The following is a 23,524-nucleotide window of genomic DNA, read 5'->3' as shown; positions in this document are numbered from 1 at the left end:
TGACACGCCCGCACCGGGGGCGCGCAACCCGAGAGCGTTACTTCAGCAGCCAGGTGTCCTTGGAACCGCCCCCGCGCGAGCTGTTCACCACCATGCTCCCGGTCGGCGCCACCCTGGTCAGGGCGGTCGGCGCGACCAGCAGCTCGGGCGTGCCCGGGTTCAGCACGAAGGCCCGCAGGTCCACATGGTGGGCAGTGAGCCGGTCGTCGGTGAAGCAGGGCATGGTCGACAGCGGCACCATGTCCTGGGCGATCCAGCGGTGCGGGGTGGCGATCAGCTGCTTGCGGTGCGCCGCGATCTCCTGCTCGCTGGCCAGCGGCCCGATCAGCACACCCTCGCCGCCGTAACCGTCCACCGGCTTGAGCACCAGCTCCTCCAGCCGGCCGAGGACGTGCTCGGCCTGCTCGGGCAGCCCGCACAGATAGGTGGGAACACTCTTCAGCAGCGCCTTCTCACCCAGGTAGAACTCCACCATCTGCGGCACGAAGGCGTACACGGCCTTGTCGTCGCCGACCCCGTTGCCCGGGGTGTTGCACAGCGCCACGCGCGCCGCGCCGACCGCCGAGAGCAGCGACGGGCCCAGCGGCCGGCCGTCGGCCCCGGCCCCGTGCAGCAGGTCCTCCTCGTCCACCCGCAGGTAGAGCACGTCCACCCGGGTCCGGCCGCCCTCGCGCAGCAGGTACACGGTGTCGCTCTCGACCAGCAGATCGCCGATCTGGGCCACCGGCACGCCCATCTCGTTGGCCAGCATCCGGTGCTCGAACCAGGCGGAGCCCTCCGGGCCCTCGCTCAGCAGCACCACCTGCGGCTCGTCCGGAGCGCTGGGCAGGGCCGCCGACTGCAGCGTCTGCAGCAGCAGGGCCGGTACCTCGTTCGGGTCGAGCATGCCGTCGGGCCGGGGCAGATCGCCCATCACGGCATCGCTCAGCCGCCGGTTCTGCACCGAGTAGCCCAGGCCGGAGGGCACCCGCAGGTTGTCCTCCAGCAGCAGCCACTGGCCGCTGGTGGCGTCCTTGACCAGGTCCATCCCGCTGATGTGGGCGCGTACTTTCTGCCGGTGCACCAGCGCCCCGGTGCCGCGCAGACCCGGCGCCGAGTCGAGCACCCAGGCCGGCACCACACCGTCCTTCACGATCTGGCGCTCGCCGTACACGTCGTGCAGGAACGCGTCCAGGGCGGCCGCCCGCTGCCGCAGGCCCAGGCTGAGCTGGGCCCATTCGTCGGCCTGGACCACGCGGGGCAGCAGGTCCACCGGGAACAGGCGCGCGCTGGCCCGGCCCGGAACCCCGAACGTGACGCTGTTGGACCGCTGCTCCTCGTCGCGCCGGCGCTCGCGTAGCCGCATTCCGCCGGGGCCCAGATCCTCCAGCACCCGGAACATTTCGACGTAGGACTTGGTCGGGCCGGTGGTGTCGAGCGCCTCGTCCCCGCTCTGCCGGTACAGCGGCAGCGAGACCGGATGCCCGGGCTCGCCCGGCACGGCCGGGGTGCTCCGGTCCGGATCGGTGCGGCTGAGGAGCATGTCGACCACGTCGGCGAAGCGTTCGCGGCGCTCGTAGACGGCTCGTTGCTCGGCCGCGGAACTGCCTCGCACGAGCGCGCGTTCGGCCAGTTCGCCGACGGTGGTCCAGTCTCCGGTCTCCTCCAGCTGAGGCCGCAGGTCTTGCAGGAGGTGGTGCACGGCGTCGGCGGCGGGCACCGGCAGGGTGGAATGCGGCAGATCGAGCAGATCGCCCTCCAGCCCGGAGCGGGCGGCCCGCCAGAGCGCGGCCCGCAGCAGCGGCGAGGGCCAGCGCCGGGCCGGTTCGCCGGCGCCGATCGCGGCCGCCTCCTGGCGCACCATGGCCCGGAACAGCCCGGCCACCAGCACCACCGTGTCCAGGTCGGGGCAGGCGTCGGTGAGGCGCAGTTCCAGGGTGGGCAGGTGCGAGGAGGGCCGGACGTCGAAGTAGATCATCCCCGAGTCGCTGATCGTGCCCGAGGCGACCAGGTCGGCGATCAGCTGGTCGTGCTCGGCGGCCGAGCCCAGCTCACCGCTCAGGCCGGCGGTGGGCCAGCGCGACCACAGCAGCGAGCGGTTGCTGGCGTAGCCCGAGTCCTCGCCCATCCAGAACGGGGACGAGGTGGACAGCGCCAGCAGCACCGGCAGCCGGGGCGTGACCCGCTGCGCGATCTGCACCGCCAGGTCGCGGTCGGAGACCTGCACGTGCACCTGGGCGCCGCAGATCAGCTGCTCGCGCACCAGGCTCTGGTACTCGTCGAGCATGTGCTGGTAGCGCTGGTTCGAGGTGACCGACAGCTGCAGCGGGTCGACCAGCGGCACCGTTCCGGCCGCCACCACGCCCAGGCCCATCGGGGTGGCCACCTCGACCAGGGCCCGGCGGGTGTCCACCAGGGCCTGGCGCAGGTCGGCCAGCGTGCCGCAGACCGGGGTGTTGCTCTCCACCACGCTGCGTTGCAGCTCGTCGGAATAGGTGTCGGTGGGCAGGTGCTCCAGCAGCTTCGGGGCCTGCGCCACCAGCTCCCGGGAAAGCAGATCGACGACGTGAAACTCTTCTTCCACACCGAGACTGGTCAGTTCTCCGGAACCGCTCACGACTGGTCGCTACCTCGCACCCTGGGGAAAAGCGGCTGATCGCCACCATTTCAACCGTAGGCCAGGAGCGTGACCTGCACATTTCGAGTCGATTTCGGGGTTCGGCTCAGATCCGGTCCTTCAGGCGAAGCAAGGGCTTCTCGAGCCAGCGGTAGGAGCAGACGGCCGCGGCCATGGTCATCACCAGGGCGAAGAGCACCTGGCCGGCCCACGGCCCGGGCAGGTACTTCACGCTGAGGTCGAGCAGCGGCAGGTGGAACAGGTAGAAGCCGTAGGAGACCACGCCCAGGCCGACCAGCGGGCTCAGCCGCAGCAGGCGCCCGGTGAGCTGCCCGGCGTCGGCGGTCAGGCCGGTGATCAGGCCGGCTGCGAGCAGGGCGGTGGCGATGATCTGCATCGGCATCCAGCTGCTCAGCCCGGCGTAGCCGCCGGTCAGCAGGAGCAGGCCCAGGCCGAGCAGGCAGGCGGGAGCCAGCGCGACCCGCGCGAACAGCGTCTTCAGGAAACCGGGGTCCGAGCGCAGCGCGACCGCCAGCGCACAGCCGAGCAGCAGCTCACCCGCGCGGGAGTAGGGCATCGCGTAGCTCATCGGGACGGTGCCGGGCCGGGCCTCGGTGGTGAAGATCAGCAGCGCCCAGGAGATCAGCACCCCGGCCAGGGCCACGTTCAGCACCGACCAGCGCCGCCGCCGGGCGAAGATCAGCACCGGCGGCCAGAGCAGGTAGAACTGCTCCTCCACGGCCAGGCTCCAGGTGTGCAGGAAACCGCCGTGCGCGGAACCGGTGATGCCCGCGACGAAGTCCTGGAAGTACAGCCCGGTGGCCAGCGCGCTGAACACGTACCCACCGGCCGTGCCGCCGTCGCCGAAGACCGGGGCGAACAGCGCGCAGAAGGCCAGCATGACCAGCAGCGCCGGGTACAGGCGCAGCAGCCGGCGTAGGTAGAACCTGCGCAGCGCGATGCCCTCGGAGCGGTCCCACTCGCTCATCAGGATCGAGGTGATCAGGTAGCCGGAGAGCACGAAGAAGATGCCGACGCCGATCCAGCCACCGGCCAGCGGGCCCCAGCCGACGTGCGAGACGAACACCGCCAGCACCGCCAGGGCCCGCAGGCCGTCCAGTTCGGGTCGGTAGCCGAAGCGCCGCTCGGCCGGCTGGGCCGCCCGGGTCTGGGCGCGGGTTTCCGTCTCAGCGGCCATGCCGGATCGTTCCCCTCGAGGTCAGGTGGTCGGGAACTCTGACGTTCAGTGAGGGTATGGCGTGGTTGCTGAGATGCTGCTGAAAGACGCGCGGTTTCAGCCTTCTGGAGCTGGTCGAAGGGCGTATTCGGGGGCTTGTGCGGGTTTGTTCGGGGGTCGGTTCAAGTCTTACTCGGCGTTAGGTTTCAGGAATGCGGCCTCGCGGTCCGGGCCGATTCCGGGGCGGGGCCGGTCCGGGCGCAGTTGAACCTCTCCACCGATCGACTGCAGCCAGGCCCAGGTGTCGGCGATCGTCTCCTGCACCGGACGGCACTGCAGGCCGGCGGCCAGAACCTTCGAGGTGTCGCTCAGGTGCAGTCCGGCGTGATCGGGTCCCGGCGGGATCCAGACCGGCAGTTCGCTCCAGGGGGCGAAGCCGGCCTCGACCACGGCCTGCGGGTCCGACCAGCGCAGTCGGGCGTCGGCGGAGCCGGTGACCTCGACGCAGGTGCTCAGGAACTCGCCCATGGTGGTGTGCCCCGACCGGCTGACCATGTCGTACGGCCCGCTCAGCCCTCGTTCCACCGCGCTGATCGTCCAGGCGGCCAGGTCGCGCGCATCCACGTACTGCAGCGGCAGGTCTTGCGGGCCGGGGGCCAGTACGTCGCCGCCGCGCTTGATCCGGTTCAGCCACCAGGGCAGCCGGCCGATGTTCTCGCGCGGGCCCAGGATCAGACCGGCTCGCACGTGCAGGTAGCTCTCGGGAAAGCCTTGCTCGACGGCAATTTCCGAGCCGCGCTTGGCCTCGCCGTAGGGCACCTCGGCGCCGTCCCGCCCGGCCTCCGGGTCACCTTCGACCAGGGGCGCGCCCTCGTCGGCGCCTTCTGCGGTCGGGAACTGATAAACCGAGCGGGTGGAGATGAAGACGTAGCTGCGCGCTGATTCGCGCAGGGCCTTGACGCTGTCGGTGACGACGTACGAATCCCAACTCCAGGTGTCCAGCACGACGTCCCAGTTCTGGCCCTCGAGTGCTCGCAGTCCTTCGGGTTTGGTCCGATCGCCTTGCAAGGAAGTTACTTTGGCGGCCTTGGCGTGGTTGCCCCGGTTCAGTGTAGTTACGTCATGGCCCTGGGCCAGCGCCGTCTCGACCAGTGCATGGCCCACGAATTCGGTCCCACCCAGCACGAGAATTCTCATGGGCCAACCCTGGTGCGTGGCTTGTCGTGCTGGCTAGAACTTCTGCAGTAAGGAGAAGACCAAACCGGGGGCCGCGCCCGACAGCGCAAGGCGCGCACCCCGTCCTCAATTTCGGGTGTTCGTGCGCTCGCGGTCACCATTCAGCAATGCTGCCTCGGGCGTCCACTGCTCCCCCTGAGGCACCCGCGGCAGCGGCGGGATCGGGTCCTCGTGGTCCAGGTGGTCGATGGTCTTCAGCTTGTTCAGGTTCTCCCGCGCGAGGTCGCTGTGCCGCTGCTCGACCGCCTTGTCCGGGCGCACCACCAGCGTGCTGTCCACCATCGCCTCCGGCGGCTTGTCATCGCCCGGCAGCCGCAGCCCCAGGTATGACGCCTTGCGCTGGTCGTAGCCGTCGGCCAGCGCGAAACCCTGGTACTGCCAGTCCAGCTCGTCGGCAATGGCAGAGACCAGACCGGCCTCCAGCACCGAACGATCGCGCAGCCGGGGCAGGTAGGGCAGTGAGGTGTACAGCTCCCAGAGCTCGCCCAGGCTGATGTGCCCGGCCCGCCAGGTGGTGGTCAGCGGGCCGTCCAGATCGCCGCGAATCGCATGGTCGTCGCGCGCGGTGACCAGTTCGCTCTCGGAGCGGAGGGTCAGCGCGGCCCGCCCGGCCAGATCGCTGCCCTCGCCCTCGGCGGTGAGTACACGGATGCCGAGCTCGGTCTCCTCGTCCTTCTGCACCGGCACCAGCAGCCAGGAATACGTCTCCAGCAGTTGCGCGTCCACGCTGCTGTCGGCCGCCGTCTTCAGGGCCTGGGCCTCCTGCGCCGCGTCGGCCGGCAACCCCAGCGCATGAGCCATGGCGCTCACGTGTGACCAGGCCAGATAGTCCCGAACGCAGGATTCCAGTGTGGGGTAGTGCTGCGCGTCGGCGGCCAGCGCGATCACCGCGTTGCGATGGGTTCGCGGCTGGCGGCCGTGGGTGGTGACCAGCTGCAACACGTGCTGGACGGCGGCCGAGGGAGCCGCCGGGCCGTGGGTCTGGGCCGGATCGTGCAGGTGCCGGGGATGCAGGACCGCCAGTTGCACTTCGGCCTCATCGGGCAGCCCACTGGTCGAGTCCACCACGTGCACCGCCCCGAATCCCTCGGGCTCACCGGCCGGGCAGAGTGTCTCGAGCCGGCGCACCATCTCGGCGTGCAAGCGTTCGGTGGTCAGCTGATCGGCGAATTCGTCGGCCGCCCGCTCCATTTCGCCGGGCGCGTCCTTACTGGTCTTGCGCGCGAGGTGAGGCATCGGGGACATCGGGTGCTCCTTTGCGGCCGCTTCGGCTACCACCGGTGCTCGACATGTCGGCGCGCTGCTCCAAAAGCTTGAGCCGCCGTCGGGGTTACCGTGGAGGTGGGACAGGTGACCGATTCGCCGGATCCAGCACGGCGCCTCGGATACGTTCAGCGAAGGAGTGGGAAGGGGGACGCAGCATGAAGGTCGTCCGGAGCATGCTCGCGGTGGTCGGGGTCGGGGCACTGGGTCTGCTGCTGGCCGGGTGCGGAGGTGGCGGGGCCCAGGTGGGCTCGATCGGCGCCGAGGAGAACCCACCGGCCGAGGCCGCCCCGGCCTCCACCCAGAGCCGCGAGGAGATCGAGCAGGATCGCGCCGAGGACCGCGAGAACGACCCTCGCACGGCCGACGAGGAACGCCGGGAGGAGGCGCGCGAGGCGGCCGACAAGGTGAAGGAGGTCGCCGACGACATCCGGCGCGGCGTCACCGAACCGCACTTCACCATGCCCGACCTGATCGGCCAGAACCTGCAGGACGCGCAGGACGAGCTGCAGGACCGGGGCAGTTACCTGCTCGACCAGGTGGACGCCACCAGCCAGAACCGCTTCCAGCTGATGGACACCAACTGGAAGGTCTGCGCGCAGGCGCCGAAGGCGGGCAAGCAGGTGCTGAAGACCAAGCTGGTCCGGCTGGAGTCGGTCAAGATCGAGGAGAACTGCCCTTAGGCCAGGTTTCGGGAATTAGCCACGGCAGCGAGTTCCCTAACACTCGGAGTAGGAGTAACCCTCCGTGCCCCGGGGGACGATGGTCGGGTCACGCAGCACCACCGAGATCCGGCCGCCCCGCGCGGCACAGGCCTGCTCGAAGTTGTCCGGGCCGTTGTCGGTGTACTCGATCTCGAACCAGCGGTTGCCGTAGGCCCGGTCGTAGAGCCCGCACTCGTCGTACACCTCGCACGACTCCACCACCGCGAAGTCGAAGCCCACCGCCAGCCGGGTGGCGCGGCTCAGCTCGGCGGCGTTCTTCTGGGCGATGGCCAGGCCCTTGGCGTGGGCGCGGCGGGCCAGCAGTTTGGCCAGGGCCAGGTTGTCGGCGCGCTTGAGCTGCTGCGGGAACCGGGTCCAGGTGTCCAGGTTGTCCGGGTCGACGGCCTGAAAACCCTTGGCCGCGCAGGCGTCGATCCAGGCGTACTCGATCTTCGCGATGGCTGCCCGCTTGGCCTTGGTAGAGGTGTCCAGAATGAATTCGCCCGGCCAGTTGGGGTCTTCACGCGGCCGGCCGGAGGAGTCCTTCAGCAGCAGGGCGCGGCGGGCGCGGGTCTTGGTCCAGAAGTCCTTCTGGTAGTCCTGGGTCTGAAAGGCATTGATGTAGCAGATCGAGTAGACACCCTTGACCGCCGGCTCGGAGCTGTCCCGGTCGACCACCTTGACCGTGCGCAGCGGCGCGTAGGCCCCGCCGAGCTGCATGTCCACCGGGGCATTGAGCGGCAAGTTCTTGATCGGGGACGTAGCTGCGCGGGTTTGCGGGGCGGCCTGGGCCGGGCCGGTGGTGGCGAGCAGGGTGGTCAGGATCAGCGCCAGGCCGATCCCGGCCGCGGCAAGACGACGAACCACCAGCAGATCTCCTCACCCGGCGCTACCTGGACACAACCCGGTCCCCCCTTCGCCCGGGGCAAGATCCTTTGAAGCCATTGCCCGGTCTGGTGCCCGACCGGGCTAACGAGGCGGGCTCAGCCGACCCCGGCCCCCGCTCTCCACCACCACCGACAGCTCTTCCGGGCCGAACCGCAGCCCGCTCACCTCCAGCGCGCCGAACGGTGAACCGGCCGGTGGCAGACATTCCAGGGTCCCGTTCTCGGCCGACAGCCCGGCCAGGGCCTGCACGATCGGGCCGATCGCGGCGGCGGACCAGGCCTGAGGACGGCAGGCCGAGGGATACGGGATCGGCTGAGCGGTGTACCCGGCCGGATCGCCGCTGTAGAGCTCGGGCAGGCGGTAACCGAAGTCGGCCCCGGCCGCTAGCAGCCCCTCGATCAGGCCGAAGGCCGCGGACCCGAGACCGGACCGGGCCAGGCCGTGGACGGCGATGGCGGTGTCGTGGGCCCAGACCGAGCCGCAGTGGTAGCTCAGCGGGTCGTAGCCGCCTTCGGTGGTGGCCATGGTCCGCAGGCCGTAACCGCTGGACAGGGCGGGTGTGGCCAGCAGCGCCGCCACGTGCTCGGACTCCTCGGCGGAAAGCAGTCCGGTGCCCAGCAGATGGCCGATGTTGCTGGTCAACGAGTCGACCGGTCGCCCGGAGCCGTCCAGCGCGAGCGCCGGCAGGTGCAGACCGTCGGCCCGGGTGACCCAGAATTCGGCCCGGAACCGCTCGGCCAGACGATCGGCCCAGTCCCGCCAGAACGCCGCCCCCGGCCGCCCGAAATGATCCAGCAGACCAGCACCCCGCACGGCCGCCTCGTAGGCATAACCCTGCACCTCACACAGGGCCACCGGACCCTCGGCGATCGTCCCGTCGAAGAAACGCACCGAGTCGGGCGAGTCCTTCCAGCACTGATTGGCCAGACCGTGCCCGGACTCGTCCTGGTACTTCAGGAACCCCTCGCCCTGGTCATGCATCCACCCGAGCGCTGCCTCCAGCGCCGGAAGAAGCTCCACGACAACGGTTTCTGGCATTCCCCAGCGCCAGGAATCGTGCAGCAGGCAGATCCACAGCGGCGTCGCATCCACCGTGCCGTAGTACAGTGGAGGCAGCGACATGGCCGATTCGCCGCTTCCGTGTTCGGTTGCGGTTGAACGAATCTCGTGCGGAATCTTGCCAGGTTCCTCGGCCGTGTCGATGTCTGTCTTGGTGCCCTGCCGGGTGGCCAGTGCTCGCAGGGTGCCCTCGGCCAGGGCGGTGCCGAAGGGGAGAAGAAAGCGGGCGGCCCAGATGCTGTCCCGGCCGAAGAGGGTGAAGTACCAGGGGGATCCGGCGGCCAGGAACACTGCGCTCGGGTCGTCGGAGGGTGTCATGCGCAGCGCGCGCAGATCTGACCAGGAGGCGCGTAGGAGCGCGGGGATGCGGGGGTCGCCGGCGGTTGCGGTGGGCGTGTGGTCAAGAGCCGAACTGGAGACGTTTGTGTGCAGCGCGGTTACTGCGGTTGCGTCGACGTGGGCGGAGAGGTTCCAGGTCAAGGACGTTGTGCCGTGGGGCGGGAGCTCCACTTCCCAGCTTAGGAAGATGCTTTGGGACTGATTGGTGGCGGTCGGGGGAGAGCCAAGTGGGGATGCAGTAGGTGTGGGAGCCGTGTCCGGTGAGGGGGTGGGTGGGGAAGCGCTTGAGGGGAAGGCACTCGGTGGGGTGGAGTCGGACGGGGGAAAGGCAGTTGTGGGCCGAGAATCGTCTGGGCGGGGGTATTCTCGCCGGGCGCCGTTGGCCGAGACCGTGACCTGGACGCCCGGGCCGTCCCATTCGACGCGGGCGGCCGAGTCGGGTGAGCCGGCGGGAGCGGGCTTGATGTCCTGGGTCGGGCGGCCGCTGCGAAAAGCCTCGACCCGGGCCAGGTCCGTGGCCAGCTCGAGCGTGACCAGAAGCGAGATCGGCTTCTCGGCCACCGAACTCAGCGTGATCTCTTCCTCTACCCAGCCGGCTCGCACAGTCCGCGTGCGAGCGATCCGCGCCGCATCGTCCGTTGCTCTTGATACGGAGACGAACCGCGCCACACCGGCCGAAACCGCGCCGCCGCCAACCAACGTGGGTTCTTCCCCGTCCACCCGCAGCAGCGCCCGCGAGAGCACCCGGATGTCGCAGTGCGACACGCCCTGAGCGCCCAGCCCGCGGATCTGCCCGGAGGGCTCACACAGTGCGGTAGTGGGCGCGCACAGCGTGGTGACCAGATCGTGCAGCCAGGGCTGGACAGCAGCAGTGCCGGACATCGGACTCCCCGCAAAAGGAACGGCTGGTAGCGCCCGGGTGGCAGAACCCCGGTGCTACCAGCCGAGCAGACCGCTGGGCGGCGGGTCAATCCCTCACTTGGTGATGGTCTTGGACACCCGCGAACCGGTGGTGCCGGTGCCGCCGAACTCGACCCGCCACTGGCTCTTCTTGGTGGTCTTCAGCGTGGTCCTGAACTTGCCCCCGGCCTGGGTCTTGGTCCAGGCGACGCCGACCCACTCGCCCTTCTTCTTCATCTGGATCTCCACCTCCTGGCCCTTGAAGCCGATCCAGGCGCGCGCGGCCGGCTTGCCGAAGTCGACCCGCTTCAGCGTGCCGGACACCTGGCGTCCGCTCTTGAGCTTCTTCACCGAGGCCGACACCGAGGTGCCGCGCCGCATCCGGAACGAGGTGTTGCAGGTGCCCACCACCTCGCCCTCGGCGGTGATCAGGTCGACCTTGGCCGGCACCAGGCCGGCGGTGCTGTTCAGCAGCTTGGCCGAGCTGAACCGGTGCACCCGGTCCTGGCCGTCGGGCAGCGAGTAGGGGCCGGCGGTGCCCAGATCGGTGGAGGTGAAACGCATTGACCAGTACGGGTAGGCGGACTGAACGTCGAACTTCACGTCGGTCGGCTTCTCGTAGATCGTGAAAAGCTTCGGGGTGAGCGGGCACTCGGACGAGGGGATGCCCGGAGCCGCAGGGGCAGAGGGAGCAGCTACAGCAGCAGAAGCGGTGGCCGCCGGGGCCAGCAGAGCCAGTGACGCGAGGGTGACGGCGGTGACCACGGAGGCGGCCGCCCGTCGGAGGGAAGTCATGGCTGGCAAGTTACGCACTTTTCACACCGAGCGTGGGTGTTTTGCCGTAAAAGTCACCAACTGGCCATCTGAAAGGACGGTGCGGGTGGCGCCCACACCGTCCCCCATTGGGTTTTCAGCCGGTGATCTCGATCTCCGGTGAGACGCCGGACAGCTCGTCGCTCTGGAAGTACAGCCGCCACTTGCGCTCGCCGATCTGCTTGGTGAACTTGAACTTTCCGCCCTTGGTCACCTCGGCCGCGCCGGCGTCCTGCCACTTGCCCCGGGCGTTCAGGAAGCGGACGCTGACCGAGCCCTTGGAGTAGGTGGTCCAGCGCGAATCCGGCTTCTTGCCCCAGACCACGCGCTCCACCCGGCCGCTGAGTTTGCGCCCGTACTTGATCTTCTCGACCTTCACGTCCTGCAGTCGGGTGGCCCGCCGGATCCGCCAGGATGCGGTACAGGTGTCCTGGACGCCGTCGCTGCGCCGGGTGCGCTGCACCTCGCCCTGCTGGACTCCGGCGTCGGAGTTCTTGAACATCTCCGGGCCGATCCTGACCGAGCTGCCGTCGCCGTCCGCCTCGGTGTCGTAGACGTACAGCCCGATCCGGGGCAGCTCGTAGGTCCAGGCCGAGGCCGAAGGCACGTTGAAATCGACGGTTTTCGACTTGGCGCCGATGATGGTTCCGCGCGGGCGCAGATCACAGGTGGTGCTCTGGGCGGACGCGGGATTCGCCGACCCGATCAGGGTGAGCGGGACAAGAACGGTGGCGGCCACGATGCCGGCCGCGGACTTGCGCAGCGAGATCATCCTTCGAGCGTAGGCGTCGTACCCGGCTCGTGCGGGGGTTTGCGGCATCAACCGAACAGGGGACGTCGGCCCGCGGTTTCGCGGTCGGGTACGGGGCAGTCCCGTACCCGACTACAACCTCAGCGCGTGACGGTCTTGGAGGTGCGGGCACCGATCGTGGCGTTACCGGCGTAGACCACTCGCCAGGAGCGCTTGCTGAGCTTCTTGGTGACCTTGAACTTGCCGCCGGTGGCGGTCTTCACGGTGGCGGTGGTGACCCACTTGCCGCTCTTGGCCTTGTACTGGACGGCGACCTTCTGGCCCTTCACGGTGGTCCACTTCGCGCCCTGGCCGAAGGTGACCTGCTTGAGCGTGCCGGAGACGGTGCGCTTGGTGCCGGACTGCTTGACCGCGACGGTGAGCGCCGAGTCGCGCAGCAGGGTGTACGTCGGCTCGCAGATCAGCGGCTCGAAGTTGTCGTCCATCACGGCGACCGTGGCGGTCTGCCGGCCGGCGTCCGAGGGCAGCAGCTTGCTCGCGTCGAACTTGACCTTGGGGTTCTCGTCGTCGGCGTCGAACCGGTAGTCCCCGTTGAGGTCCACCGCCCAGTACGGGAAGTCGGACTTGACGCCGAGCTTCACGGTCCTGGGCTTCTCGGTGACGGTGATCGACTTCGGGGTGAGCGAGCAGTTGACCTCGGCCGCCTGGGCGGCTGCGGGGGTCAGCAGGGTCAGTGAGGTGACCACCGCGGTGGCGACCAGGCCGGCGGCGGCCCGGCGAAGGATCTTCATGATCGCTGAAGGTAGGGGTGTAAACGCAGCTTTCGCGGGCTTTTCGCCACAAAGGTGACCCAGGCCATAGCGACCGGGCGCTGCCGTGAGCGCCCGGTCGCTACGGGTTCAGGCCTTCGGGATGCCCACCCGCACGTCCGGAGCACCGAGCCGGGCGGCGTCGGCGGTCTGGTCGTCGGGCTGCTTCTGCGACTCGATCTCGGCCGCCACCCGCTTCTGGTAGTGCTCCACCTCGCGGGCGATCTGCTCCGGACCCCAGCCCAGCACCGGGGCGACCAGCTGGGCGACCTCCTCGGCGGCCTGGTGACCGCGGTCCGGGACCTCGATGGAGAGCCGGGTGCGCCGGGCCAGGATGTCGTCCAGGTGCTGGGCGCCCTCGTGCGAGGCCGCGTAGACGATCTCGGCCTTCAGGTACTCCGGGCCGCCTTCCAGCGGCTCGGCCAGTTCCGGCCGTTCCTCGATCAGGGCCAGCAGCTGGGTGTAGAGGCTGCCGTACCGGTTGAGCAGGTGCTCCATCACGTGCACCCGCAGACCGCTGCGCTTGGCCAGGGTGTGCCGGTTGTTCCAGGCCCCGAAGTAGCCGTCGGCCCCGACCAGCGGGATCTTCTCGGTGACGGAGGGAGCGATCTTGCGCTCCAGACCGTGCACCGCATTGTCGACGGCGTCCTTGGCCATCACCCGGTAGGTGGTGTACTTCCCACCGGCGATCACGGTCAGGCCGCGGACCGGGCTGGCCACCGCGTGCTCGCGCGAGAGCGTGCTGGTCGACTCGTCCTCACCGGCCAGCAGGGGCCGCAGGCCGGCGTAGACCCCGACCACGTCCTCCCGGGTCAGCGGGTCGGCCAGCAGGGCGTTGGCGTGATCCAGCAGGTAGTCGATATCGGTCTGGCTGGCGGCCGGGTGGGCCTTGTCCAGGTTCCAGTCGGTATCGGTGGTGCCGATCACCCAGTGGCTGCCGCGCGGGATGATGAAGAGCAGGCTCTTCTCCGTGCGGTGGATGATCCCGGTCCGGCTGTTGATCCGGTTGCGCGGGACCACCAGGTGCACACCCTTGGAGGCGCGGACCCGGAAGGAGCCCCGGCCACCGACCATCTCCTGGATCTCGTCGGTCCAGACCCCGGCCGCGTTGATCACGTGCTGGGCGCGGATCTGGAACTCCTTGCCGGACTCCAGGTCCCGGGCCACCACACCGATCACGCGGTCGTCCTCGCGCAGGAACCGTTCCACCCGGGTGCTGTTGGCGATCGCCGCCCCGTAGGAAGCCGCGGTGCGCGCGATCATCATGGTGTGCCGGGCGTCGTCCACCTGGCCCTCGTAGAACGAGATCGCCCCGGTGATCTCGTTGCGCTTGCCCGAGGGGAACGACTCGGCCGCCTTGGCCCGGCGCATGTACCGCATGTGGTGCGGCACGCCCCGGCCCGAGCCCATCACGTCGTACACACCCATGCCCAGCGACACGTAGGCATGGTCGAACGGCTTGGTCAGCGGATAGATGAACTCGACCGGGTGGACGAGGTGCGGGGCGAGGGTCTCCAGGTTCAGCGACCGTTCCTTCAGCGCCTCGAACACCAGCGCGAAGTTGAACTGCTCCAGGTAGCGCAGGCCACCGTGGAACAGCTTGGTCGACCGGCTGGAGGTGCCCGCCGCGTAGTCCCGCATCTCGACCAGACCGGTGCTCAGGCCACGGGTCACGGCGTCCAGCGCCGCTCCGGCGCCGACCACCCCGCCGCCGATCACCAGGACGTCGAGTTCTTCCTCCGCCAGCCGGGCCAGGGCGGCCTCACGCCCGGCCGGGCTGAACGGTTCCTGCGCGGTGCTCATTCGACTTCAACCCATCCTGTCGTTCGGTCCACGGCCTTCTTCCAGCCCGCGTAACCGCCGGTGCGCTGCTCGTCGGACCATTCCGGCGTCCAGCGCTTCGACTCGTTCCAGTTCTGCCGCAGCTCGTCGGTGTTCTGCCAGAACCCGACCGCCAGCCCGGCCGCGTAGGCCGCTCCCAGCGCGGTGGTCTCGGCCACCACCGGCCGGCTGACCGGCACGTTCAGGATGTCGGCCTGCAGCTGCATGCACAGCTCGTTGGCGGTCACCCCGCCGTCCACCTTCAGGACCTCCAGCGCCACCCCGGAGTCGGCGGCCATCGCGTCGGCGACGTCCTTGCTCTGGTAGCAGATCGACTCCAGCGTGGCCCGGGCCAGGTGTGCATTGGTGTTGTACCGCGACATGCCGACGATCGCCCCTCGGGCGTCGCTGCGCCAGTACGGCGCGAACAGGCCGGAGAACGCGGGCACGAAGTACATCCCGCCGGAGTCCTGGACGCTGCGGGCCAGGGTCTCGATCTCGGAGGCCCCGGAGATGATGCCGAGCTGGTCGCGCAGCCACTGCACGGCCGAGCCGGTGACCGCGATCGAGCCCTCCAGCGCGTACACCGGGGCCTCGTCGCCGAACTGGTAGCAGACCGTGGTGAGCAGGCCGTTCTTCGAGCGCACGAGCTCGTTGCCGGTGTTCAGCAGCAGGAAGTTGCCGGTGCCGTAGGTGTTCTTGGCCTCGCCCGCGGCGAAGCAGACCTGACCGACCATGGCGGCCTGCTGGTCGCCGAGGATGCCGGCGATCGGGATGCCGTTGAAGCCCGCGGGATCGCGCACCTCGCCGTACCAGGACGGCTCGGAGGAGGGCCGGATCTGCGGGAGCATCTGCCGGGGAATGCCGAAGAACGACAGCAGTTCGTCGTCCCAGTCCAGGGTCTCCAGGTTCATCAGCATGGTGCGGCTGGCGTTGGTCACGTCGGTGACGTGCTTGCCGCCGTCCACCCCGCCGGTCATGTTCCAGACCAGCCAGCTGTCGGTGTTGCCGAAGATCGCGTCGCCGCTCTCGGCGGCCTCGCGCACCCCCGGGACGTTCTCCAGGATCCACTGGATCTTGCCGCCGGAGAAGTACGTGGCCGGCGGGATGCCCGCCTTCTGCCGGATCACGTCGCCCTTGCCCTCGCGGTCCAGAGCAGCGGCGATCCGGTCGGTACGGGTGTCCTGCCAGACGATCGCGTTGTAGTACGGCCGGCCGGTCTTCTTGTTCCAGACCACCGTGGTCTCGCGCTGGTTGGTGATGCCCAGCGCGGCCAGGTCGGACGGCTGCAGACCGAGACCGTTGAGGGTGTTGGTCATCACCGAGCGGGTGCGCTCCCAGATCTCCACCGGGCTGTGTTCCACCCAGCCCGCCTGGGGCATGATCTGCTCGTGCTCGAGCTGGTGCTTGCCCCGCTCGTTGCCCGCGTGGTCGAACAGCATGAACCGGGTCGAGGTCGTTCCCTGGTCGATCGCACCGATCAGATCCGCCATGACTTAGAGCTCCTTCGCCTGAGTCGTGTCTTCAGCCTTCGGCAGGAACACCTGCAGGCCGTACTTGTAGAGGCCACCGCCGACGAGACCGCCGATGATCGGGCCGATGATCGGGACCCAGAAGAACAGGTCCCCGTTCTGATCTCGCATCGCCTGGCCGTACCCGGTGAAGAACGAGGCCAGCCGCGGGCCGAAGTCCCGGGCCGGGTTGATCGCGTAGCCGTCGAGCGTGCCCCAGGCCATCCCGATCGCCACCACCAGCAGGCCGACGAACAGCGGGGTCAGGTTGGCCAGCGGCGGGGAGTTGCGGGAGTCGGTGATCGCGAAGACCAGGAACACCAGGATCGCGGTGCCGATGATCTGGTCGCGCAGCGCACCGCCCTGGCCGATCGGCAGCTCACCGTTGCCCGGCAGGGTGGAGAAGATGCCCTGGGTCTTGATCGTGTGGCCGGGGTCGACCATGGCGATCAGGTCGGTGTAGTTCCAGCGCACGATCAGCGCGGCGACGAAGGCGCCGAGGGTCTGCGCGCCGATGTAGGGCAGCACCTTTTTCCAGGGAAAGCCCTGGTAGGCGGCCAGGGCGATGGTCACGGCCGGGTTCAGGTGGGCCCCGCTGATCTTGCCCGCGGCGAAGATGCCCAGCATGACGCCGAAGCCCCAGGCCCAGGTGATGCTGTCGTGGTCGCCGATCCCGCCGGCCACCACCTGGGCGACCACGCCCACGCCGAACAGAATCAGGATGAATGTGCCGAAGAACTCCGCGGCCAGTTCACCGGTGAGCCCGGGAACCCGGCGGTCGGGGGAAGGAAGCTTCGGATCTGATGCGGTACTTGCACTTGCCGTCTTTGGCATGGCGTCACCCTCATCTGAAGAATTGTTGCCCGGATGTTTCGGGTCCTTAGACGCTAGGAATGGCCGGGCGAGGCAACAACGGCGGCCTGTCGACATTGTCGAACAACTGCCGACCGGACTACGGTGGCCGGATGCCGGGCTCGATCCAGTCCATCGAGCGTGCCGCGGCGATCCTGGAGCTGCTCGCCGCGGCTCCCGTACCGCTGCGCGTGAGTGAGATCGGTTCAGCCGTTCAGCTCCCCCGCGCCACGGCCCACGGCATCCTGCGCACGATGCTCGACGTGGGCTGGATCGAGCAGGACCGGGTCAGCGGCAAGTACCTGATCGGCGAGGGGCGGTTCGCCCCGGGCGGCCGTCAGGTGGATCCGAACGAGTTGCGGGCCCGCAGCATGAACTGGGCCGATCCGCTGGCCGCGCGCAGCGGTGAGGCGGTGCGGGTGGCGGTGCCGGAAGGCCCGGCCGCCCGGGTGATCCATTACGTCTTCCGGCCCGACCACTCCACGCAGAAGGCCGATGTCGGCGCGCTGCTGCCGGGCCACGCCTCGGCCCTGGGCAAGGTGCTGCTGGCCTTTCGTCCGAGCGCCGGGCAAGCCCTCACCGACCAGGCGCTGACCCCGTACACCTCCCGGACCCTGACCACCCGTTCCCGGCTCACCTCCGAGCTGGCGCAGGTCCGGCGCCAGGGCTGGGCGGTGGAACAGGGGGAACGGCAGATGGATCTGGCCGCCCTGGCCGCCCCGCTGACCGGGCTGGGCGGCCTGGTGGTGGGCGCGGTCGGCATCCACGGGGCAGTCGACCGGATCTGCGACCCGAACGGCGTTCCCCGCCCCCGTCTGCTCGCGCTGGTGCAGGAGTGTTCCCGCGCCATCGGCCGTGAACTGCACACCCCCAGGACCCAGGCATGAAGCCACGTTTCGTGATGGCCATCGACCAGGGCACCACCAGCACCCGGGCGATCCTGTTCGACCACGGCGGCCAGCTGGTCGCGGTCTCGCAGCTGGAGCACCACCAGTACTTCCCCAAACCCGGCTGGCTGGAACACGATCCGGCGGAGATCTGGCGCAACGTGGAGAAGGTGGCCCGCCGGGTGCTGGCCGACGTCGGGGCCCGGGCCGAGGACATCGCCGCGGTCGGGATCGCCAACCAGCGCGAGACGATCGTGCTCTGGGACCGCAGGACCGGAAAACCCGTGCGCCGGGCCATCGTCTGGCAGGACACCCGGACCGACGCCCTGGTCGACGAACTGCAGCACGCGCCCGGGGCCGGGCAGATCACCGAGCTGACCGGGCTGCCGCTGTCGTCGTACTTCAGCGCGCCGAAAGTGCGCTGGATGCTGGAGGAGACGCCGGGTCTGCGGGAACGGGCCGAGCGCGGCGAGGTGCTGTTCGGCACGATGGAGTCCTGGCTGATCTGGAACCTCACCGGGGGTGTGCACGTCACCGACGTGACCAACGCCAGCCGCACGCTGCTGATGAACATCCGCTCGCTGAAATGGGATCCGCAGCTGCTGGAGTTCTTCGGCATCCCGGAGGCGATCCTGCCGCAGATCCGCAGCTCGCTGGAGACCTACGGCACCGGCCGGGGAGTGCTCGAGGGGGTGCCGATCGCGGCCGCGCTGGGCGACCAGCAGGCGGCCCTGTTCGGGCAGACCTGCTTCGCCGCCGGTGAGGGCAAATGCACCTACGGCACCGGCAGTTTCCTGCTCCTGAACACCGGTACCGAGCTGGTCGCCTCCACCCACGGGCTGCTCACCACGGTGGCCTACCAGGTGGCCGGGCAGCCGGCCCACTACGCGCTGGAGGGCTCGATCGCGATCACCGGCTCGCTGGTGCAGTGGTTCCGCGACGGCCTGGGCCTGATCGGCAGCGCGGCCGAGATCGAGACCCTGGCCCGCACGGTCGAGGACAACGGCGGATGCTACATCGTGCCCGCCTTCTACGGCCTGTTCGCCCCGCACTGGCGGCCCGAGGCGCGCGGCATCATCGCCGGCCTGACCAGCTACATCACCAAAGGGCACCTGGCCCGGGCGGTGCTGGAGTCGACCGGCTGGCAGACCCGGGAGGTGCTCGACGCGATGAACGCCGACTCCTCGCTGCGGCTGCGCGCGCTGAAGGTGGACGGCGGGATGACCTCGGACAACCTGCTGATGCAGTTCGTCGCCGACGTCCTGGACGTGCCGGTGGTCCGCCCGATGGTGGCCGAGACCGTCTCGCTGGGAGCCGGTTACGCGGCCGGGCTGGCGGTGGGCTACTGGTCCGATCTGGAGGGGCTGCGGCGCAACTGGCACCTGGCCGCGCAGTGGCAGCCCGCGATGGACCCGGCCCGGCGCGAGGCGGAGTACCGGAACTGGACCTACGCGGTGGAACTCACCCTGGACTGGACCAGCAAGACCGGCGCCCAGTAGTTCGGCTCCAGTCCGAACCGGGGTTTCTCAGGGTTGTTTCAGGGCGATGCCCGAGAGGTTTCCGGGTGTCGTGATTGCTACTGTTCCCGAGGTTCCGGTGGAGCAATTTCTTCGTTTGTCGGGACCAGGATCCGGGCAGAGGGGGAGTTAAGGTTAGGTCAGCCTGACCGGGGGTCGATTCAAACGGTCGGGCGGCAGCGTCAGCCATGCAGTCAGCCAGCGTTCGCGGATGTCCTTTGCGGGGATCCGCGTAGCGACAGGGGAAGGCCGGACCGGCGGTGAGGCGATCATGACCATCATTACTTCGCGATTCGAACGGCGTCTGGGTAAGGGGGACCGGGATCCGGCCGACGGGGTGCGCGCCGGGGGCGTGACCCGGCGGCTGAGCACCCGGCGCAGTGAACGGCACCGGGGTGAGCCCTGGCGGGACTGGGCGGCGATCGGGCTGTGGATCCACGCCCAGATGCTCCTCGTGGCACTGATCTCGCCGAGCTGGCCGTGGCTGCTGCTGGCCGCCCTGCCGCTCAGCCTGGCCTTCGCCACCGGCACCCTGACCATCCTGCACGACGCCGGTCACCGCCGGTTCTCGCGCCGGACCTGGCCGAACGTGTTCGCCGTGCAGACCGCGGTCCCGCTGGGCTTCTTCGTCCAGCACTGGACCCTCAAGCACCGCGTGCACCACCGCTCCTCGCAGGTCTACCCGCTGGACGAGGCCACCCGGAACACCACCGTCCGGATGCACCCGGGCATCGAGCGCAAGCCGGTCCATCGCTACCAGCACCTGTACGCCTGGTTCCTGTACGCGCTGGCCTGGGTGGGTGAACTCGACAGCCAGTTCACCTACGTCCGCAAGGGCAACATCATCGGTCTCGAGGTCCCGCCCTTCCACGTCCGGCTCGGCCAGTGGCTCTTCGAGAAGGCTTTCTGGGCGCTGGTGATCACTCCGTACGTGCTGCTGCTCGGCCCGGGCAAGTTCACCCTGTACTTCATGGTGGCGATGAGCGTGGGGGCCGTGCAGGCGGCGATCGTGCTGGTGGTCGGGCACATCAACGAGGGCCTGTACGCGCCCAGCGAGCAGCCCGCGCCCCGGGACTGGTCCAAGCACCTGGTGGCCACCACCGCCTCGTTCAGCACCCGGAGCCTGCCGATGCGCTGGCTCACCGGCGGGATGACCCACCACCTGGCCCACCACCTCAAGCCGGTGGCTCCGCGTCACCAGTTGCCCCAGCTGCACACCACCGTGGTGGAGAAGGTGGTCCGGGCCTCCGGCCTGCCGCACGTGGAGTACCCGACCCTGACCTCGGCCACGATCAGCCACTACCGCAGACTGAAGGAGCTGGGCCGGACCGACGGGGGTCCGCCCGTGGTGACCGGACCGACTGCGGCCGGTGCGCCGGCCGGCGGCGGACAGTGACGAGAAGGCAGTGAGAAGCACGTGATTGAACGGTGAACGCGGCTGCGATCGCGGTCGCTTTCCTGGACGCCATCGCGTTCGGGGCCTCGACCGCCCTGATGCACCACAGCGCCTCCCGGGCTCCGCAGGGACCGGGGGGCCTGCGGGGCGTCGTCCATCTGTTGCGGCATCTGGCCACCCAGCCGAAGTGGCTGGCCGGGGTGGCCGCCAGCCTGACCGGGCTGGGGCTGCACTCGGTGGCGCTGGCCCTGGGGTCGCTGGCCGTGGTCCAGCCGATCGTGGTCACCGGCCTGGTGTTCGCGTTCGTCTTCCGGGCCCTGCTCGACCGTAAATGGCCCGAACCCCGGCTGATGACCTGGGTGGTGCTGGTCGCGGCCGGGATCGCGGTGTTCCTCACCGGCGCGCACAGCAGCGAGAGCTCGGCGCACTTCACCGCCGCCTCCGCGCTCTGGTTCGTCGCGGTGGCGGTCGCGGTCGCCGCGGCCACCTGGTGGCTGGCCACGAAGGTCGGCATGCACCGGGCCGGGCTGCTGATGGGCGTGGCGGGCGGCCTGATCTTCGGCATGATCGCCTCGATGATCAAGGTGGTGACCTCCTCCAGCAGCGTCTGGGAGGCCCTGACCACCTGGCCGATCTACGCCCTGGCGGGACTGGGCGTGGCGGGGTTCCTGAGCAACCAGTACGCCTACAACCGGGCCCCGCTCTCGCACTCGCTGCCGGTGCTGAACGTGATCAACCCGGTCATCGCGGTCACCTTCGGCATCGTGGTGTTCAACGAGGCCCCGAGCTCCGACCCGGCCCTGCTGGCCCTGGAGATCGCCGGGCTGATCATGGTGCTCACCGGCGTGGCCTTCCTGGCCCGCGAGGAGCAGGAGGACCGTTCCGGCGACGGGCCGCCCGAGGGCCTGCCGCCGGCGGCCGGTCAGGTGCTGCCGCCGCCGCAGTCCGGTGAGGCCCGCCGGACCGCGGCCGACCCACTGCCCAGCTGACCGGCCCTAGGCCTACAGGCTGATCGCCAGCAGCGACTCGGCGTCGTCAGGAGCCTGCGCCCCGGCCCGCAGTGAAGCGGTGACGGCCAGGTCGAGCGGTACGGCCAGAAGCTCGAACCCGGCGGCCCGCAGCGGCGCGGCCGGGGCGCCCTGCTCCAGACACATCACCGGCATACCGGTCTCGTCGACCACCGGCAGGGCGGCCTCGAGCAGGTCGTTCAGCACCTCGTCGTCGCCGGGGGCGTGCAGGGGCATCAGCAGCCAGTGCATCTCCGGGGCGCCGGCCAGGGCCGCGAGCTCGGTGATGTCGGTGTTGTCGGGCAGGCCGGGAATCAGCCCGAGCTCCAGCTTCAGCGCGCCCTCCAGGCGCTGCTTGGTGCCGAAACCGCCGGCCGGAACGGTGGGCGGGAAGATCACCACGGCGGCGCGGACCTCACCGGCGGACTCGGCCACCCAGAACTCGCCGTGCTCCAGCCCTACGTGGGTGAGCATCAGCCGGGTGGCCGTGGTCAGGTCGTCGTCCGAGACCCCACCCGGCAGCGGCCAGTCGGCCAGCGACGGGGCGCGCAGCATGCGCGAAACGGCCGGAATGTCGATGAGCCGGGCGCGGCGCACCGTCCAAGAGGGAGCACCGGCCGTCATTGACTCAGTCATGTCTGGATAACTACTGGCGCGTTCGCCGGAGTTCCGGACTTCGGTCTCGTTCACCATCTGTACGTCCATCCGTTCCGTGAGCCGGGCCTGGGGAAGAGGTGTCCCGGCAACGGCGGACGACGCTAGCCCACCGGTCGGCGACGCGCCCGCGATGACTCGGGCGTGCCGCGGGAATGGCCGGAACGGGCAAGTAGTTGCTCAAGCAACGATCTATTCGAGAGGATGTCCCCGTAACCGGTGTCATCCAGCCTGAGCAGGGAGTTCGTGATGCAGTTCGGTATTTTCTCGGTCGGCGACGTGACGCCGGACCCGACCACGGGCCGGACGCCTACCGAACGTGAGCGGATCAAGGCCATGGTCCGGATCGCCCAGAAGGCCGAAGAGGTGGGCCTGGACGTCTTCGCGACCGGCGAGCACCACAACCCGCCGTTCGTGCCCTCGTCGCCCACCACCATGCTCGGCTACATCGCGGCCACCACCGAGAAGCTGATCCTGAGCACCTCGACCACGCTGATCACCACGAACGACCCGGTGAAGATCGCCGAGGACTACGCCATGCTGCAGCACCTGGCCGACGGCCGGGTCGACCTGGTGATGGGCCGGGGCAACACCGGCCCGGTCTACCCCTGGTTCGGCCAGGACATCCGCCAGGGCATTCCTCTGGCGGTGGAGAACTACGCGATGCTGCACAAGCTGTGGCGTGAGGACGTGGTGGACTGGGAAGGCAAGTTCCGGACCCCGCTGCAGGGCTTCACCGCCACCCCACGTCCGCTCGACGGAATTCCGCCGTTCGTGTGGCACGGCTCGATCCGCAGCCCGGAGATCGCCGAGCAGGCCGCCTTCTACGGCGACGGCTTCCTGCACAACCACATCTTCTGGCCCAAGGAGCACACGGCCCGGATGGTGCAGTTCTACCGGCAGCGCTTCGCGCACTACGGCCACGGCACCGCCGAGCAGGCGATTGTGGGTCTGGGCGGGCAGTTCTTCATGCGCAAGAACTCGCAGGACGCGGTCAAGGAGTTCCGTCCGTACTTCGACAACGCGCCGGTCTACGGGCACGGGCCCTCGCTCGAGGAGTTCAGCACCCAGACCCCGCTCACGGTCGGCAGTCCGCAGCAGGTGATCGACCGGACGCTGAGCTTCCGCGAGTACGTCGGCGACTACCAGCGTCAGTCGTTCCTGATCGATCACGCCGGCCTGCCGCTGAAGACCGTGCTGGAGCAGCTCGACCTGCTCGGCGAGATCCTGCCGACGCTGCGCTCGGAGTTCGCCGCCCGCCGGGCCCCGGGTACGCCGGACGCGCCCACCCACGCCTCGCTGTTGGCCAAGCAGCAGTCCCTGGCAACCGTTACGGAGTAGGCA

At 69.3% G+C, this 23,524-nt stretch carries 19 protein-coding genes; 6 read left to right on the top strand and 13 right to left on the bottom strand.

Annotated features, from left to right (window positions below; translation table 11 throughout):
• Nucleotides 1–37: 37 nt before the first annotated feature.
• The 4 genes from LR394_RS01980 to LR394_RS01965 form a co-directional block, all read right to left on the bottom strand.
• Nucleotides 38–2,596 (bottom strand): carboxylate--amine ligase/circularly permuted type 2 ATP-grasp protein, encoded by a 2,559-nt coding sequence (locus LR394_RS01980; protein WP_231438571.1) that lies wholly within the window; start codon nt 2,594–2,596, stop codon nt 38–40.
• 106 nt (nt 2,597–2,702) lie between these two features.
• The gene (locus LR394_RS01975) at nt 2,703–3,794 is read right to left on the bottom strand and encodes an acyltransferase family protein (protein ID WP_231438570.1); all 1,092 of its coding nucleotides are present in this window, start codon (nt 3,792–3,794) and stop codon (nt 2,703–2,705) included.
• A gap of 168 nt (nt 3,795–3,962) precedes the next feature.
• Entirely contained in the window at nt 3,963–4,970 is a 1,008-nt protein-coding gene (locus tag LR394_RS01970; protein ID WP_231438569.1) for an NAD-dependent epimerase/dehydratase family protein, read from the bottom strand.
• Between the two features lie 105 nt (nt 4,971–5,075).
• Nucleotides 5,076–6,254 carry a hypothetical protein gene (locus LR394_RS01965; RefSeq protein WP_231438568.1) on the bottom strand — a complete coding sequence of 393 codons (1,179 nt, stop codon included), beginning with the start codon at nt 6,252–6,254 and terminating at the stop codon, nt 5,076–5,078.
• A 176-nt stretch (nt 6,255–6,430) separates the two neighbouring features.
• Between LR394_RS01965 and LR394_RS01960 the strand changes: the two genes are divergently transcribed.
• On the top strand, nt 6,431–6,955 hold the full coding sequence (locus LR394_RS01960; protein WP_231438567.1) for a PASTA domain-containing protein: 525 nt from the start codon (nt 6,431–6,433) through the stop codon (nt 6,953–6,955).
• 36 nt (nt 6,956–6,991) lie between these two features.
• On the opposite strand, the gene LR394_RS01955 is transcribed toward LR394_RS01960, so the two are convergent.
• From LR394_RS01955 to LR394_RS01920, 8 genes are all read right to left on the bottom strand, one after another.
• Nucleotides 6,992–7,843, bottom strand: a complete 852-nt coding sequence (locus LR394_RS01955; RefSeq protein ID WP_231438566.1) for an endo alpha-1,4 polygalactosaminidase — start codon at nt 7,841–7,843, stop codon at nt 6,992–6,994.
• Nucleotides 7,844–7,945: 102 nt separating this feature from the next.
• Nucleotides 7,946–10,144 carry a glycogen debranching N-terminal domain-containing protein gene (locus LR394_RS01950; protein WP_231438565.1) on the bottom strand — a complete coding sequence of 733 codons (2,199 nt, stop codon included), beginning with the start codon at nt 10,142–10,144 and terminating at the stop codon, nt 7,946–7,948.
• A gap of 93 nt (nt 10,145–10,237) precedes the next feature.
• Nucleotides 10,238–10,957: a hypothetical protein gene (locus LR394_RS01945; protein WP_231438564.1), complete on the bottom strand. Its 720-nt coding sequence runs from the start codon at nt 10,955–10,957 to the stop codon at nt 10,238–10,240.
• A gap of 115 nt (nt 10,958–11,072) precedes the next feature.
• Nucleotides 11,073–11,747, bottom strand: coding sequence for a hypothetical protein (locus LR394_RS01940; protein ID WP_231438563.1), 675 nt, complete (start codon nt 11,745–11,747; stop codon nt 11,073–11,075).
• 119 nt (nt 11,748–11,866) lie between these two features.
• The gene (locus LR394_RS01935) at nt 11,867–12,517 is read right to left on the bottom strand and encodes a hypothetical protein (RefSeq protein WP_231438562.1); all 651 of its coding nucleotides are present in this window, start codon (nt 12,515–12,517) and stop codon (nt 11,867–11,869) included.
• A gap of 108 nt (nt 12,518–12,625) precedes the next feature.
• A complete protein-coding gene (locus LR394_RS01930; protein ID WP_231438561.1) occupies nt 12,626–14,338 on the bottom strand; it encodes a glycerol-3-phosphate dehydrogenase/oxidase in 1,713 nt (570 codons plus the stop codon).
• A complete protein-coding gene (gene glpK / locus LR394_RS01925; protein WP_231438560.1) occupies nt 14,335–15,849 on the bottom strand; it encodes a glycerol kinase GlpK in 1,515 nt (504 codons plus the stop codon). The genes LR394_RS01930 and glpK (LR394_RS01925) overlap by 4 nt, the downstream gene beginning before the upstream one ends.
• Before the next feature lie 3 nt (nt 15,850–15,852).
• On the bottom strand, nt 15,853–16,701 hold the full coding sequence (locus LR394_RS01920) for an MIP/aquaporin family protein (RefSeq protein ID WP_231438559.1): 849 nt from the start codon (nt 16,699–16,701) through the stop codon (nt 15,853–15,855).
• 131 nt (nt 16,702–16,832) lie between these two features.
• Here LR394_RS01920 and LR394_RS01915 point away from each other — a divergent pair, with 131 nt between their 5' ends.
• The 4 genes from LR394_RS01915 (at nt 16,833) to LR394_RS01900 (ending at nt 21,508) form a co-directional block, all read left to right on the top strand.
• Nucleotides 16,833–17,606, top strand: coding sequence for an IclR family transcriptional regulator (locus LR394_RS01915; protein ID WP_231438558.1), 774 nt, complete (start codon nt 16,833–16,835; stop codon nt 17,604–17,606).
• Nucleotides 17,603–19,105 (top strand): glycerol kinase GlpK, encoded by a 1,503-nt coding sequence (gene glpK / locus LR394_RS01910; protein WP_231438557.1) that lies wholly within the window; start codon nt 17,603–17,605, stop codon nt 19,103–19,105. Before LR394_RS01915 ends, glpK (LR394_RS01910) begins: the two co-directional genes overlap by 4 nt.
• A 289-nt stretch (nt 19,106–19,394) precedes the next feature.
• Complete coding sequence (locus tag LR394_RS01905) at nt 19,395–20,519, top strand: fatty acid desaturase family protein (protein WP_231438556.1); 1,125 nt, start codon at nt 19,395–19,397, stop codon at nt 20,517–20,519.
• A 32-nt stretch (nt 20,520–20,551) separates the two neighbouring features.
• Nucleotides 20,552–21,508, top strand: a complete 957-nt coding sequence (locus LR394_RS01900; protein WP_231438555.1) for a DMT family transporter — start codon at nt 20,552–20,554, stop codon at nt 21,506–21,508.
• Nucleotides 21,509–21,520: 12 nt separating this feature from the next.
• On the opposite strand, the gene LR394_RS01895 is transcribed toward LR394_RS01900, so the two are convergent.
• A complete protein-coding gene (locus LR394_RS01895) occupies nt 21,521–22,162 on the bottom strand; it encodes a hypothetical protein (protein ID WP_231438554.1) in 642 nt (213 codons plus the stop codon).
• A 267-nt stretch (nt 22,163–22,429) separates the two neighbouring features.
• On the opposite strand from LR394_RS01895, the gene LR394_RS01890 reads away from it, so the two are divergent.
• Nucleotides 22,430–23,521, top strand: coding sequence for an LLM class flavin-dependent oxidoreductase (locus tag LR394_RS01890; RefSeq protein ID WP_231438553.1), 1,092 nt, complete (start codon nt 22,430–22,432; stop codon nt 23,519–23,521).
• Nucleotides 23,522–23,524 lie beyond the last annotated feature (3 nt).

The sequence above is a fragment of the Kineosporia babensis genome, assembly GCF_021129305.1.
GTDB lineage: Bacteria > Actinomycetota > Actinomycetes > Actinomycetales > Kineosporiaceae > Kineosporia > Kineosporia babensis.
This window is presented reverse-complemented; position numbering and strand designations above follow the sequence as displayed.

Coding starts and splice junctions, on each gene's coding strand:
- LR394_RS01940 (WP_231438563.1), bottom strand. CDS start 11,747: ATGATCTCGCTGCGCAAGTCCGCGGCCGGCATCGTGGCCGCCACCGTT.
- LR394_RS01895 (WP_231438554.1), bottom strand. CDS start 22,162: ATGACTGAGTCAATGACGGCCGGTGCTCCCTCTTGGACGGTGCGCCGC.
- LR394_RS01960 (WP_231438567.1), top strand. CDS start 6,431: ATGAAGGTCGTCCGGAGCATGCTCGCGGTGGTCGGGGTCGGGGCACTG.
- LR394_RS01965 (WP_231438568.1), bottom strand. CDS start 6,254: ATGTCCCCGATGCCTCACCTCGCGCGCAAGACCAGTAAGGACGCGCCC.
- LR394_RS01915 (WP_231438558.1), top strand. CDS start 16,833: ATGCCGGGCTCGATCCAGTCCATCGAGCGTGCCGCGGCGATCCTGGAG.
- LR394_RS01935 (WP_231438562.1), bottom strand. CDS start 12,517: ATGAAGATCCTTCGCCGGGCCGCCGCCGGCCTGGTCGCCACCGCGGTG.
- LR394_RS01930 (WP_231438561.1), bottom strand. CDS start 14,338: ATGAGCACCGCGCAGGAACCGTTCAGCCCGGCCGGGCGTGAGGCCGCC.
- LR394_RS01905 (WP_231438556.1), top strand. CDS start 19,395: ATGACCATCATTACTTCGCGATTCGAACGGCGTCTGGGTAAGGGGGAC.
- LR394_RS01975 (WP_231438570.1), bottom strand. CDS start 3,794: ATGGCCGCTGAGACGGAAACCCGCGCCCAGACCCGGGCGGCCCAGCCG.
- glpK (WP_231438560.1), bottom strand. CDS start 15,849: ATGGCGGATCTGATCGGTGCGATCGACCAGGGAACGACCTCGACCCGG.
- LR394_RS01970 (WP_231438569.1), bottom strand. CDS start 4,970: ATGAGAATTCTCGTGCTGGGTGGGACCGAATTCGTGGGCCATGCACTG.
- LR394_RS01950 (WP_231438565.1), bottom strand. CDS start 10,144: ATGTCCGGCACTGCTGCTGTCCAGCCCTGGCTGCACGATCTGGTCACC.
- LR394_RS01945 (WP_231438564.1), bottom strand. CDS start 10,957: ATGACTTCCCTCCGACGGGCGGCCGCCTCCGTGGTCACCGCCGTCACC.
- LR394_RS01920 (WP_231438559.1), bottom strand. CDS start 16,701: ATGCCAAAGACGGCAAGTGCAAGTACCGCATCAGATCCGAAGCTTCCT.
- LR394_RS01890 (WP_231438553.1), top strand. CDS start 22,430: ATGCAGTTCGGTATTTTCTCGGTCGGCGACGTGACGCCGGACCCGACC.
- glpK (WP_231438557.1), top strand. CDS start 17,603: ATGAAGCCACGTTTCGTGATGGCCATCGACCAGGGCACCACCAGCACC.